Origin of the sequence: Zhouia amylolytica, from assembly GCF_900116365.1 — a bacterium.
Taxonomy (GTDB): domain Bacteria; phylum Bacteroidota; class Bacteroidia; order Flavobacteriales; family Flavobacteriaceae; genus Zhouia; species Zhouia amylolytica.
In genome coordinates this window covers 91,686-104,770 of sequence record NZ_FPAG01000008.1, presented here as the reverse complement: position 1 = coordinate 104,770, position 13,085 = coordinate 91,686, and the positions used below count along the sequence as shown (strand labels likewise).

Below are 13,085 nucleotides of genomic sequence, written 5' to 3'. Positions count from 1 at the left end.
ATTTACTCGGTAAAGATATTTGGTTTAAACAGACCTAAAGATGACATTTATCATTTATCACAAAAACAACAACAATATTTTTTCAGACGGCATATAGCAGTTACCCCACCCCAACAAACGGAAATAATTTCATACATTTAACTCTATAAAAACTATCAAAAATGAATTTTAAAAATAAAATGCTTCGCGATGGAGCACTCAAAGATAAAAGTATTGTGGTAACCGGTGGCGGAAGCGGATTGGGTAAAGCCATGTCTAAATATTTCTTAGAACTTGGAGCTCATGTCGCCATTACTTCAAGAAATATTGAAAAACTTAGAGATACTGCAAAAGAACTTGAAGCAGAAACAGGAGGAACGTGCCTCCCTCTGCAATGTGATGTAAGACATTACGATCAGGTGGAAGCCATGCGGAAAAAAGCCGTAGAAGAATTTGGTAAAATAGACGTTCTTCTAAACAATGCTGCCGGAAACTTTATTTCGCCTACCGAAAGATTGTCGGCAAATGCATTCGACACCATTATAGATATTGTTCTTAAAGGATCTAAAAACTGCACCTTGGCCTTTGGTAAACACTGGATTGACACTAAACAAGAAAACACCAACATCCTGAATATTGTAACCACCTACGCTTGGACCGGTTCTGCATATGTAGTTCCATCAGCTACTGCCAAAGCCGGTGTTTTAGCCATGACAAGAAGCTTAGCTGTAGAATGGGCTAAGTACGGAATTCGATCCAATGCTATAGCTCCGGGTCCATTCCCAACAAAAGGAGCTTGGGACAGACTGCTTCCCGGTGATCTAAAAGAAAAATTTGATCTCGCCAAAAAAGTACCCCTAAAACGAGTAGGTGATCATCAGGAATTAGCCAATCTGGCAGCCTATCTGGTTTCAGATTTTTCAGCATATATTAATGGAGAAGTGATTACAATAGATGGAGGCGAATGGTTAAAAGGAGCTGGTCAGTTCAACCTGCTTGAAGCAGTCCCTGATCAGATGTGGGATATGCTGGAGGCAATGATTAAAGCTAAAAAGAATAAATAATATAGTTTTTCTGTAAATTAACGTATCCGAAATTGAAGTGTTAATAAAATACATTTTCAAAACCCACAAATAGTTGTATTTTTACTGCTATAAATGAAGATATCCATGGGCAAAATTATTGCTATAGCAAATCAAAAAGGAGGAGTAGGTAAAACCACAACCTCCGTTAATCTAGCCGCTGCATTGGGCGTTCTTGAAAAGAAAGTTCTTTTAATTGACGCCGATCCCCAAGCCAATGCTACTTCAGGATTAGGTCTTGATGTGGAAACTATTGAAAAAGGTTCTTATCAACTTTTGGAACATACGCATTCTGCAGAAGAGACTATTGTTAAAACAAATTCTCCGAATGTAGATCTTATTCCGGCACATATAGACTTGGTGGCCATAGAAATTGAGTTAGTCGATAAAGACAAACGTGAGTACATGCTCAAAAATGCTATCGAAAGCGTTAAAGACAATTACGATTATATTCTTATTGACTGTGCCCCTTCTTTAGGCCTCTTAACCTTAAATGCACTTACCTGTGCTGATTCTGTAATTATCCCTATACAATGTGAGTATTTCGCTTTGGAAGGACTTGGTAAACTTTTAAACACTATTAAGAGTGTCCAAAAACTTCACAATCAAAATCTTGATATTGAAGGCTTACTCCTTACCATGTATGATTCCAGATTACGTCTGTCAAATCAGGTGGTGGAAGAGGTGCAAAAACATTTTAGCGATATGGTTTTCGATACCATTATTCAAAGAAATGTGCGCCTGAGTGAAGCTCCAAGTTTTGGAGAAACCATTATTAATTACGATGCAACAAGTAAAGGTGCTTCAAATTACCTAAATTTGGCGCATGAAATTATAAAAAAGAATAAGGAGACTGTTTAATGGCAAAAGCAACGAAAAAACAAGCATTAGGAAGAGGATTGTCAGCATTATTAAAAGATCCTGAAAATGATATTCAATCAGCTGAGGATAAAAATGCGGACAAAGTAGTTGGTAATATTGTTGAATTGGACGTTGAAAGTATTGAGCTTAACCCGTTTCAGCCAAGAACAAATTTTAACGAAGAAACCTTAACAGAACTTTCAACCTCAATAAGAGAATTAGGAGTTATCCAACCTATCACGGTTCGAAAAATAGACTTCAACAAGTATCAATTGGTCTCAGGTGAACGTCGTTTAAGAGCTTCTAAATTAGCCGGGCTGAAAACAGTACCTGCTTATATTAGAATAGCAAACGATCAGGAATCTTTAGAAATGGCATTGGTAGAAAATATCCAACGCCAGGATTTAGATGCTATTGAAATTGCTTTATCTTATCAGCGATTGATCGATGAGATTAACCTTACTCAGGAACAAATGAGTGAAAGAGTTGGTAAAAAACGTTCTACCATCACCAATTACTTACGCTTGTTAAAGCTTGATCCTATCATCCAAACCGGTATTCGGGATGGTTTCCTGTCCATGGGACATGGTAGGGCTATAATTAATATCGAAAATAAATCACTTCAGCTAGAAATTTACGAGCGAATACTTGGCGACTCCTTGTCCGTAAGACAAACTGAAGAACTGGTTCGTGCATACCAAAATAAAGACACATCAAAAAAGAGTAAATCATCAGAGTCCGAAAAGGTTCCAGAATATATTTCAGATAGCCTTGAAGATCTAACAGAATACTTTTCTACCAAAATAGACGTTAAAGTAGCAAAGAGTGGTAAAGGAAAATTAATCATTCCATTCCACTCTAAAGAAGATTTTTTACGCCTTAAAAAATTATTTGAGTAGTGCTAAAGCAGCTATTTTTTTTAACATTTCTCTTGTGCCTCTTTAACACGATCTCAGCACAAGAGAAAAAAACGGATACACTTCGTGTTTCTATAGATTCTGTACAAAAAACATTCAGTAAACGAGAACTTCGAAGGCAACGTCGGGATAGCATTAAAGATGCTAATTACAAACTTGATCCTTTATCTCCGAGTAGAGCTGCATTTTACTCCGCTGTACTTCCAGGATTAGGTCAGGCATATAATAAACGTTACTGGAAGATTCCTATTGTATATGGAGCCATAGGAACAGGCGTCTATTTTTATCTTGAAAACACCAAACAGTATGACCGTTACCGAGATGCATATAAAAGTAGACTTGCCGGCTTTAATACCGATGAATTCTGGGGAACAGATGCCGACGGCAACCCAAAAAACACCCCAGACCTTAGTGAAGATGCACTAAGAGATGCTCAGGAATTTTATCAAAAAAACAAAGACCTTTCCCTTTTAATAACAATAGGTCTTTATGCCCTGAATATTATCGATGCTAATGTCGACGCCCATCTAAAACAATACAACATGAGCGACGACCTTACCTTAAAGCCATACATGGAGATTAACGAAATCAATTTTAACAAAAATTACGGTTTAACCCTCACATTCAAATTTTAAACAAATGAAAATTGCATTACTAGGATACGGAAAAATGGGAAAAATGATAGAGCAAATTGCACTATCGCGAGGACATGAAATTGTCCTGAAAGTAGATGCAAATGACAAAGAATACGATATCGCTCTTGCTGATGTGGCTATAGACTTTAGCATTCCTACCTCAGCTTTCAATAATATTACGAATTGCTTTAAAAATAACGTACCAGTCATTTCTGGAACAACAGGCTGGTTAGATCAGTATAAAGAAGCTGTCGATATATGCTCCGCAAACAATGGAGCTTTTATTTACGCTTCTAACTTTAGTCTGGGTGTCAATGTATTCTTTCAACTTAATGAATATTTGGCCAAACTAATGAAAAACCTTTCTCAGTATAATGTGAGTATGGAAGAAATTCACCATACACAGAAACTAGATGCCCCAAGTGGTACTGCGATCACCCTAGCGGAAGGCATTATCAACAATACTTCGCTTTCAGGATGGAAGCTGGACAAAGCTGATGCAAACGAAGTACCTATAGTCGCTAAAAGAATAGTGAATGTACCTGGCACTCATACAGTATCATATCAAAGTGAAGTTGATTCCATCGACATTACTCATACAGCTCATAACAGAGAAGGATTTGCCCTTGGTGCCGTAATTGCCGCTGAATGGATTATCGGAAAACATGGGGTATTCAGTATGAAAGACGTGTTAAATATTGGTTAACTCCGTAACAAAACACCTTTAAAGTACACTAAGAACAATAAACACCTATATCATGACAATGACACAATGGTTTATATTTTTTCTGATTTTACAAGTAATTCACTTTGCGGGTACCTGGAAATTATATGTTAAAGCGGGAAGACAAGCCTGGGAAGCTATTATCCCAATATATAATGCGGTAATCTTAATGAAAATAATCAACAGGCCTAAATGGTGGGTTATTTTATTATTCATCCCCATTATTAACTTAATAATGTTTCCAGTGGTATGGGTAGAAACAATTCGAAGTTTCGGCAGACACAACAAAGCTGATACTTGGCTTGTAGTATTGACTTTAGGACTTTACATTTTTTATATAAATTATGCCACAGATGTAAATTACATTGAAGATAGAAGTTTAAAACCAAGAACAGCAACTGGAGAATGGGTAAGTTCGATTTTATTCGCAGTGGTCGCTGCAACACTGGTACATACCTATTTCATTCAGCCTTATGTTATCCCTACGTCTTCTCTCGAAAAAACACTATTGGTAGGTGACTTTCTTTTTGTAAGCAAATTTCACTATGGTGCCAGAACACCAATGACTACGGTTTCATTACCTATGGTGCACGATACCATACCAAAACTTGGTATTAAATCTTATGTTCATGAAAATGATGCTAACAAAGCAAAAAACTCTTTACTTAATAAATTACAATTACCGTATTTCAGACTTCCGGGATTTCAGGATGTAAAGCGAAACGAAATTGTCGTTTTCAATTGGCCGGCAGATACAGTTGAACAATTTTTCAAACACACCAACAAAAAAATACGTAAACCAATTGATAAAAAATCAAATTACGTAAAAAGGTGTGTTGGTATTCCAGGTGATTCCTTGGAAATCAAAGACGGATACATATACATAAATGGAGAGAGAACAGTTCTTCCGGAAAGAGCAAAACCTCAATTCACATATTTTGCTAAGGTAAAGCAAGGAAGTAACATCAACCCGCAATACATGTACGAACGCTACGGTGTTACCGACCCTATCTTTCCCCAACAAAATGGCATTTATGCTTTTACAGCCTTAACAGAAGATGCAGCCGAACAATTAAAAAACAATCCCAATATAGAGAGTATTCAACGGTATGTAGAACCAAAACCAGAAACGAATCAAGGTGTCTTTCCAGGCGCTCCACAGTTCGCTTGGAATCAAGACCAATTCGGCCCAATCTATATCCCTAAAAAAGGACAAACCATTGATATTTCTCTGGAGACCTTACCACTCTATAATAAAATCATTGAAGAATATGAGGGGAACGAATTAAAAGTCTCTGGAAATCAAATCCTCATAAATGGTAAGACAACCACTCAATACACATTTAATCAAGACTATTACTGGATGATGGGAGACAACCGTCATCGTTCGGAAGATAGCCGCTTTTGGGGATACGTACCCGAAGACCATATAGTAGGAAAACCTGTTTTTGTATGGATGAGCTGGGACAGCAATGCTTCAGGTCTTGATAAAATTCGATGGGAACGTCTCTTTACTACCGTTAATGGTGATGGCAAGCCGGTTTCTTATTTTAAATATTTCGTAATACTGCTCGTAGGTTATTTAATCTTTGCTGAGATCAGAAAAAGAAAAAAGAAAAAAGCATAACACTATAAAATAGTCGTGAAAGCATTATTGCACCCAACATACTTCCCGTCAATTTCCCATTTTGTAACCATTGCAAATAAGGAAATTATATTTGAGGTTGAAGACAATTACCAAAAGCAAACCTATAGGAATCGAACCTTCATATACAGCCCAAACGGAAAGCAGCTATTAAGCATACCTATAAAACATGCTAAAGGTACGGGAAGACGAAAATATAAAGATGTTCAGATAGATAATGGTTTCAGTTGGAAGAAGCAACACTGGAAGTCGATAGAAACAGCCTATCGCACCTCACCATACTTTGAATTTTATGAAGACGAGATTGCTCCGATCTTTCAAAAAAAGCATCGGTTCTTAATGGATTTAAATTTCGAGACTATTGAACTGATATCCGAATGCCTTCAATTTGAAATAGAAATTCAGAAAACTGATACCTTTCAAATTAACCCTGAAAACAATATTATAGATTTAAGGTCCCTGGTTGAATCGAAAAAGGAACCTATTTTTAATTTCGACAATTACATTCAAGTATTCGGCGATAAACATGGCTTCATAGAAAACCTTAGCATTATTGATTTACTGTTCAATGAAGGTCCTAATGCCATAAGTTATTTAGAATCACAACCTTCTCTTTAATTGGAAGCTATTCGTTTTATTATTCATTATGGAATTCACTTTTTAGTACCGATTCTGATTGCATTTATTTTTTATAGATCAAATTGGAAAAAGAGTTTAGTAATCCTAATAAGTGCAATTATTATAGATATTGATCACGTATGGGCAAATCCTATATTTGACCCCAACCGCTGCAGCATAAATTTTCACCTGTTACACTCCTATCCATTTATATTCATCTATACCCTGCTCCTTTTTAACAATAAATCAAGGATTTATGGAATTGCATTACTTTTACACATCCTGGCAGATACTACAGATTGCATACTTTCAAAAACTATAATCTAATTGTGCTTTTTATAGGATAGTGATCAGAAAGCTTCTGATCATAATTTTTATGCGATAAAACCTCAATCGTATCATCTACCAAAATAAAATCTATTCGAAGTGGAAAAAACTTAAATACAAAGGTCCTTCCTAAACCTTTACCCTGCTCTTCAAAAGTATCTTTCATGTCTCCTCGAATAAGTTTAAAAATATTTGAAGAAGAAGTATTATTAAAATCGCCACAAATTATTTTCTTATAATGACAGAGTTTTTTATGCTCCGCCACCATTTCGGCCTGTGTTTGTTGCATGGCAAATGTATTACCAATACGTTTGAATAAGCGTTCTGAATTTTTTTTTGTAAGTGCTTCCTCATCAGGATTGATTCGATGCGATTCCAAATGAAGATTGTAAACACGAATGGTATCATTACCTTTCCTCAAATCAACATACATACCGTTATTCCCATTCCCCGGAAAATCGAGCACACCCTTGTTTATTATTGGATATTTGGAAAAGACAGCATTTCCATTTTTGTTTTTTCGGTGTTTATAAACTGTATACTTGTATGGGTAATTCACAAAAACCTCTTCTTTATCCTTGTGAAAATCCTGAAAGCAAATCACATCCGGAGCCTCACTATTTACAAAGTTGATAATATCCTGATCCACATCATCACCAGGAATCCACTCATACAAATTAAACAACCTTACATTAAAACTCATTACTTTGAGTACCCCCTCACTAACAGAACTTTCTTCATTTCCTGAAAATCTGTAAAATGCCTTGAGATGTCCATACCCCATTAACAGAATTATTAAAGACAGTAAGAATTGCCTTTTAAACTGTAAAACCCAATAGCAAACAAAAACAATATTTACTGTAATGAAAATTGGAACAGACAAACTAAAGACAGATAGTGTAGGAAAGCTTTTTGGAAACACATAAGGCAAGGCATATGAAAGCAACAACAATGCCGCAAAAAGAGAATTTATAAGGAAAATAAACCTATTAATCCAGTTCAGCTTTTTCATACACTACTCTTTTCCCGCACGGAACAGAAAGTCTTTTTCTTCCTTGGTTAAACTATCATAGCCACTCTTGCTAATCTTATCTAGAATTTCATCTATCTTTCGTTGATACTCATTCTTACTTATAGTTGATTTATTTTGGGCAGCTGATTTATTCTTATGAACCGTTTTTAAAGGAGACTTTTTAGATCTTTTGAAGAAATTTACCATCGAATCCACTCCTTTTTCAAATCCACTACCTATATCCTTACCCTCGCCCAACTTTTTAGCATACACAAATCCTAATAAGGCCCCACCCAGATGAGCTATATGACCTCCGGCATTACCCATCGGAATTTGTATCAAATCCAGTAAAACGAAAAAAGCACCTAAATGCCATAGTTTAATATTGAAAAAAATCACTCTTACCTCTTGATAAGGCATATAGGTACAAATAAATATCAATACTGCCATCACTGCAGCAGAAGCGCCTATTAGAGCAGTATTAATGCCCGAAAAAGCAGGAAACAAATTATAACTCAATAAAAACAATAAACCTCCTGTAATAGCCCCTAGGAAATATACATTTAAAAACATTCGAGGTTTAAACAAATTGAGAAAAATTCTACCGGTAAAATACAACAGAATCATATTCCAAAAAATATGCATAAAACCAGCATGAAAGAAGGCATACGAAACAATAGACCAAGGCTGAAGAATAAAGTCAGAAAAACTTTTTGGCAACTGAAACCACTGAACAATTACATCCTGTCGTTGCTGCATTAAAAAAACAAACAAAGCATTAAGTATAAAAATAGCAACATTGATGGCTATCAACTTCTCAGCAATCGATAAGGTCTTAAACTTGTACTGTATGTCTTTTGTTATACTCATCTATTTATCCCATCTGTTTTTATTAAACTGATTTCGCTTCCAGTACCACATCATTATAAAGCCAAACAAAGCACCCCCAACATGCGCAAAATGAGCAATTGGACCTATGGAATACTGTGTGAAACCAAAGAATAAATCTCCTAGTATTAAGATAGGAACAAAATATTTAGCTTTAATAGGAATTGGGAGGAAAATTAACATTAATTCGGCGTTTGGAAACATCATTGCGAATGCTACAAGAATCCCATAAAGGGCCCCTGACGCACCAACAGCCACAGAATTAAAGGCAAAATATCCTTCATCGTAAATTTCTTGTATACGATCCAGCCTCAACCCGTCATATACTCCCGAATTCAAAGTAGATACCACTTGGTCGTGAGGCAAACTTAGTAAAGCCTTTATCTGATCGTTGCTAAATCCAAGTCCGTGCATAATCTCCGAAGCTTGAAAAAATTGATAAAAATTAAAGGCCGTATACACGATTGCAGAACCTACACCCGCAAAAATGTAAAAAAAGAGAAATTTATTCCTACCCCACATTTGCTCCAGCGGGGTACCAAACATCCATAAACCAAACATATTGAACAAAATATGCGCAAAAATAATACCTCCATTAGCGGTAAAGGTTGCATGCATAAACATATGCGTTATAACTTGCCAGGGTTTAAACGTATCATTTAATGGAAAATGTAACGCTAATATTGCATCGAGATCTATTCCAGATTTTCTGAGTACTATGGTAGCCACCCAGAAAAGGGCATTAATAATTATTAGATGTTTTACAGTTTCTGAAATTCTTCCCATGTATTACATAAATTTTTTATCGAGATCGTTTGCTGTCATTGTTACAAAGGTCGGCCTGTTAAAAGGAGATAAGTTAGGCTCCTTACAGGCAAATAAATTATGAACTAATGCTTCTTGAGAAGCCTTATTTAAAACATCTCCTGTTCGTACAGCCAAAGTCTTACTCAAGGTTTTAGCCAATAAGTCTGTTTGAGAAAACCCATTTTCTGGCACCTCTTCTTTGAAATCAGCCAATAATTGATCCAAAACACCTCCAACTTCGCTCTCTGAAACATTCATAGGAATTCCCCCTACTTCTACTGAATCCTCTTCAAAGTTAGAAAACATAAAACCAGTATTCTCCAGACTTTCTTTTAACTCCTTCAACAATCCAATTTCCGACTTAGAAAACTTTAGATTCAACGGAAATAACAATTGCTGACTAACAGCTTCTTTAACGGTTATATCTTTCAAAAATTGTTCGTATAAAACCCGCTGGTGCGCCTTCGATTGATCTATAACAACCATTCCTGATTTTATAGAAGTAACAATATATTTCCGCTGTAATTGAAATGTAACCGCCGAACTTTCCTCTTCATTGGTTTCATCAAAAAGTGATCCGGTTACTACCTCTGACTCCAATTCAATAGAAGAAAAATCATCTTGACCAGAACCCTCGTCAAGTCCTACATATAAACTTTCCCAATCACTACTTTTCTCTTTTTTAAATGATGAAGGTTTATGGTTTGAACCTCCATTAAATTCCTCCTCAAACGGATTAAAGTTAGCATCCACCTCAATAGTCGGCATATCTGCTTTCTTACCCTCAAAATCATACGGAGTGTCAAGATTAGGATCTCTTTCGAAATCCAGGATCGGCGCAACGTTAAATTGTCCTAAACTATGCTTCACCGCCGATCGCATGATAGCGTATATAGCATGCTCATCATCAAATTTTATTTCTGTTTTGGTCGGATGAATATTAATATCGATAGATGAAGGATCAATAACTAGATATAAAAAATAACTTGGATGAACCTGATCTTTAACTAACCCCTCGAAGGCTGAAGAAATAGCATGATTTAAATATGAGCTCTTAATAAAACGATTATTCACAAAGAAAAATTGCTCTCCTCTTGTTTTCTTGGCAAACTCGGGTTTGAAAACAAATCCTGAAAGTTTAACAACTTCCGTATCCTCTTCAACCGGAACGAGTTTTTCATTAGTCTTATTACCAAAAATATGTACGATTCGTTGTCTGATATTCGTACCTGGCAAATTAAATATTTCACCTCCGTTATTATACAATTCGAAATGTATATCCGGGTGGGTCAAAGCAACACGATGAAACTCATCTATAATATGCCTTAACTCAACATTATTCGATTTAAGAAAGTTCCGTCTTGCAGGAATATTAAAAAATAAATTTTTAACGGCTATAGAAGTGCCTTTTGGCATTACATTAACCTCTTGAGAAACAACTTTACCACCCTCAATATGAATACAAGTTCCTACCTCTTCATCCAAACGTTTCGTATTCATATCCACATGAGCTATGGCAGCAATGGAGGCTAAAGCCTCACCCCTAAAGCCCTTGGTTTGTAATTGAAATAAATCTTCTGCAGAAGCAATTTTAGAAGTAGCATGTCGCTCAAATGAAAGCCGTGCATCCGTTGCACTCATTCCAACACCATTATCAATAACTTGAATAAGCGTTTTTCCGGCATCCTTAACGATTAATTTAATTTCAGTAGCTGAAGCATCTATGGCATTTTCCAGCAACTCCTTTACAACCGAAGCTGGTCGCTGAACCACCTCACCTGCAGCAATTTGATTAGCAACATGATCAGGTAAAAGTTTAATAACATCTGCCATTAAAACAAGGTATCGAGGTTAATATTCTTTAAGGCCACATAGGCGAACATCAGTAACAATATAAGAATTACTACAAATCGAACTCTTGAATTGTTATTTGATTTCACTCTTCGGTTTGCTTTCCAGTCTTCACGAAAGCTTTTCCTTCTGTAACCCTCAAAATATTCTCTATCCGATTTTTTTGAATGTTTCTCCTTTAATTTTTCCAAACGCTCTTTGCGCTCATCGTAATATCGAGGAGTGTAAGAATATGATTTATTACCTTGTTGTTTAAAAAGAGTTGGAAGCCTCATCGTCTATCTACTTATACTATTCTCAAAAATACTTAAAATGAAATAGAATACCCCGTTATATCTGCTAAAAATTGTTAACAAATAAAAGCGATGCTGACTATGAGAAGTTTAATCAGGTAATTAATTTCCTAAAGCAGCCATTTTAACAGCTGCTATAGCTGCTTCCGTTCCTTTATTCCCATGTTTACCCCCACTTCTGTCTATTGCCTGCTGAAGGGTGTTATCTGTTAAAACACAGAAAATAACGGGAACATCATAACGAACATTTAAATCCTTGATACCATTGGCAGTAGCACTACAAACAAAATCAAAATGTTTCGTCTCTCCTTGTATAACACTCCCAATAGCAATTACAGCATCTAAGGCCTGGGTTTCTATCATTTTTTTTGCTCCGAAGGTAAGCTCAAAACTACCAGGAACATCCCACTTCATAATATTAGACTCCAATGCTCCACAATCAATCAACGCCTCTTTCGCCCCTTGATACAAAGCATCTGTAATTTGTTCGTTCCATTCAGAAACAACAATCCCAAACCGAAATTCCTTCGCGCTTGGGATTGTTGCTTTATCGTAATGTGATAAATTTTTATTTTCAGTAGCCATTATTTTACACTTTCTACCTTACCTATGAAAATATCTATAGTCCTACCTTCTTCAGAATTAGGATATTCCTCCTTGATTCTTTTGAAGTATTTTAAAGCAGTCTTATGGTCTCCGCTACTCAAGGCTAAAGTTCCGGCCTTGAATAAAAAACGCGGAGTGGTAAAATCATTAGCATTATGTGCAATTGCTTTTTCATAATATCCCAAGGCATCCTCTGTTTGATTCAATTGAACAAAAGCATCACCAATTCCTCCTTTTGCTAATGCACCCAAAATAGGATCGTCAGATTTAAAGTTCTGTAAATGAGCTATAGCTTCCTCATATTTATTCATGTTCAGATAAGCCATTCCCGAACTGTATTCTGCCAAGTTAGCTGCCTTTGTACCCTTATATTTATCTATAATATCCAAAAGCCCGTACTTACCATTTGCTCCATTCAATGCAATATTAAACAAAGAATCCTTGTCTATAGCATTTACGGCCTCATCAAAATATTGTTGTGCAAAAAACATCTCATTTGAAGCTTCCGTTTCTTTCGGAGCATGTATAAATTGCTGATAACCTAAAACTCCTAAAGCTATAATAACTAGCCCAACGATACTTCCAAAAATATACTTCTGGTTTCTCGCAACCCATTCTTCAGTTTTAGAAGCTCCCTCATCTAACGTATTAAAAACTTCCGCAGTTGTGCTTTCCATTTCTTCTAGTTGAGCTTCTTCCTCTTTGTTTTTAGGCTTGTATCCTCTTCTTTTATAAGTTGCCATAATTATTATTTTTCTTCTAAATAACACAGCTGAATTTAATCAACCTGCATTTATGATCTTTATTATAACTTTACGCATTAAGCGATGTGCGGCAAAA

General features: G+C 35.9%; 15 protein-coding genes. 8 read left to right on the top strand and 7 right to left on the bottom strand.

The genetic code is table 11. The features are described 5' to 3' along the window. The first annotated feature begins 161 nt into the window (after positions 1 to 161). From BM361_RS13870 to BM361_RS17165, 8 genes are all read left to right on the top strand, one after another. Positions 162 to 1,043: an SDR family oxidoreductase gene (locus tag BM361_RS13870; protein WP_038261645.1), complete on the top strand. Its 882-nt coding sequence runs from the start codon at positions 162 to 164 to the stop codon at positions 1,041 to 1,043. Between the two features lie 105 nt (positions 1,044 to 1,148). After that, positions 1,149 to 1,922: a ParA family protein gene (locus BM361_RS13865; RefSeq protein ID WP_038261642.1), complete on the top strand. Its 774-nt coding sequence runs from the start codon at positions 1,149 to 1,151 to the stop codon at positions 1,920 to 1,922. Further along, positions 1,922 to 2,821, top strand: coding sequence for a ParB/RepB/Spo0J family partition protein (locus BM361_RS13860; protein ID WP_038261638.1), 900 nt, complete (start codon positions 1,922 to 1,924; stop codon positions 2,819 to 2,821). The genes BM361_RS13865 and BM361_RS13860 overlap by 1 nt, the downstream gene beginning before the upstream one ends. After that, the gene (locus tag BM361_RS13855; RefSeq protein WP_074979594.1) at positions 2,821 to 3,474 is read left to right on the top strand and encodes a DUF5683 domain-containing protein; all 654 of its coding nucleotides are present in this window, start codon (positions 2,821 to 2,823) and stop codon (positions 3,472 to 3,474) included. The genes BM361_RS13860 and BM361_RS13855 overlap by 1 nt, the downstream gene beginning before the upstream one ends. A gap of 4 nt (positions 3,475 to 3,478) precedes the next feature. Continuing rightward, complete coding sequence (gene dapB, locus BM361_RS13850; protein WP_038261633.1) at positions 3,479 to 4,180, top strand: 4-hydroxy-tetrahydrodipicolinate reductase; 702 nt, start codon at positions 3,479 to 3,481, stop codon at positions 4,178 to 4,180. Positions 4,181 to 4,232: 52 nt separating this feature from the next. Further along, entirely contained in the window at positions 4,233 to 5,825 is a 1,593-nt protein-coding gene (gene lepB / locus BM361_RS13845) for a signal peptidase I (protein ID WP_074979592.1), read from the top strand. A 15-nt stretch (positions 5,826 to 5,840) separates the two neighbouring features. Next, on the top strand, positions 5,841 to 6,461 hold the full coding sequence (locus BM361_RS13840; protein WP_074979590.1) for a WbqC family protein: 621 nt from the start codon (positions 5,841 to 5,843) through the stop codon (positions 6,459 to 6,461). Then, the gene (locus tag BM361_RS17165; protein WP_317039402.1) at positions 6,462 to 6,788 is read left to right on the top strand and encodes a DUF6122 family protein; all 327 of its coding nucleotides are present in this window, start codon (positions 6,462 to 6,464) and stop codon (positions 6,786 to 6,788) included. Here BM361_RS17165 and BM361_RS13830 read toward each other — a convergent pair. The 7 genes from BM361_RS13830 to BM361_RS13800 form a co-directional block, all read right to left on the bottom strand. Beyond that, positions 6,778 to 7,800 carry an endonuclease/exonuclease/phosphatase family protein gene (locus tag BM361_RS13830; RefSeq protein WP_074979588.1) on the bottom strand — a complete coding sequence of 341 codons (1,023 nt, stop codon included), beginning with the start codon at positions 7,798 to 7,800 and terminating at the stop codon, positions 6,778 to 6,780. The genes BM361_RS17165 and BM361_RS13830 overlap by 11 nt on opposite strands. A gap of 3 nt (positions 7,801 to 7,803) precedes the next feature. Continuing rightward, positions 7,804 to 8,670, bottom strand: coding sequence for a rhomboid family protein (locus BM361_RS13825; protein ID WP_038261620.1), 867 nt, complete (start codon positions 8,668 to 8,670; stop codon positions 7,804 to 7,806). Further along, a complete protein-coding gene (locus tag BM361_RS13820; protein ID WP_074979586.1) occupies positions 8,671 to 9,474 on the bottom strand; it encodes a rhomboid family intramembrane serine protease in 804 nt (267 codons plus the stop codon). A 3-nt stretch (positions 9,475 to 9,477) separates the two neighbouring features. Beyond that, on the bottom strand, positions 9,478 to 11,328 hold the full coding sequence (gene mutL, locus BM361_RS13815) for a DNA mismatch repair endonuclease MutL (RefSeq protein ID WP_074979584.1): 1,851 nt from the start codon (positions 11,326 to 11,328) through the stop codon (positions 9,478 to 9,480). Continuing rightward, positions 11,328 to 11,621 carry a hypothetical protein gene (locus tag BM361_RS13810; RefSeq protein ID WP_038261614.1) on the bottom strand — a complete coding sequence of 98 codons (294 nt, stop codon included), beginning with the start codon at positions 11,619 to 11,621 and terminating at the stop codon, positions 11,328 to 11,330. Before BM361_RS13810 ends, mutL begins: the two co-directional genes overlap by 1 nt. A 120-nt stretch (positions 11,622 to 11,741) precedes the next feature. Then, positions 11,742 to 12,224, bottom strand: coding sequence for a 6,7-dimethyl-8-ribityllumazine synthase (gene ribH, locus BM361_RS13805; protein ID WP_074979582.1), 483 nt, complete (start codon positions 12,222 to 12,224; stop codon positions 11,742 to 11,744). Next, positions 12,224 to 12,988 (bottom strand): tetratricopeptide repeat protein, encoded by a 765-nt coding sequence (locus tag BM361_RS13800; protein WP_074979580.1) that lies wholly within the window; start codon positions 12,986 to 12,988, stop codon positions 12,224 to 12,226. Before BM361_RS13800 ends, ribH begins: the two co-directional genes overlap by 1 nt. Positions 12,989 to 13,085 lie beyond the last annotated feature (97 nt).

Excerpts from the sequence above, each read along its gene's own strand:
- lepB (WP_074979592.1), top strand. The coding sequence starts at position 4,233 with ATGACAATGACACAATGGTTTATATTTTTTCTGATTTTACAAGTAATT.
- BM361_RS13825 (WP_038261620.1), bottom strand. The coding sequence starts at position 8,670 with ATGAGTATAACAAAAGACATACAGTACAAGTTTAAGACCTTATCGATT.
- BM361_RS13800 (WP_074979580.1), bottom strand. The coding sequence starts at position 12,988 with ATGGCAACTTATAAAAGAAGAGGATACAAGCCTAAAAACAAAGAGGAA.
- ribH (WP_074979582.1), bottom strand. The coding sequence starts at position 12,224 with ATGGCTACTGAAAATAAAAATTTATCACATTACGATAAAGCAACAATC.
- BM361_RS13820 (WP_074979586.1), bottom strand. The coding sequence starts at position 9,474 with ATGGGAAGAATTTCAGAAACTGTAAAACATCTAATAATTATTAATGCC.
- mutL (WP_074979584.1), bottom strand. The coding sequence starts at position 11,328 with ATGGCAGATGTTATTAAACTTTTACCTGATCATGTTGCTAATCAAATT.
- BM361_RS13865 (WP_038261642.1), top strand. The coding sequence starts at position 1,149 with ATGGGCAAAATTATTGCTATAGCAAATCAAAAAGGAGGAGTAGGTAAA.
- BM361_RS13830 (WP_074979588.1), bottom strand. The coding sequence starts at position 7,800 with ATGAAAAAGCTGAACTGGATTAATAGGTTTATTTTCCTTATAAATTCT.
- BM361_RS13860 (WP_038261638.1), top strand. The coding sequence starts at position 1,922 with ATGGCAAAAGCAACGAAAAAACAAGCATTAGGAAGAGGATTGTCAGCA.
- BM361_RS13870 (WP_038261645.1), top strand. The coding sequence starts at position 162 with ATGAATTTTAAAAATAAAATGCTTCGCGATGGAGCACTCAAAGATAAA.
- BM361_RS13810 (WP_038261614.1), bottom strand. The coding sequence starts at position 11,621 with ATGAGGCTTCCAACTCTTTTTAAACAACAAGGTAATAAATCATATTCT.
- dapB (WP_038261633.1), top strand. The coding sequence starts at position 3,479 with ATGAAAATTGCATTACTAGGATACGGAAAAATGGGAAAAATGATAGAG.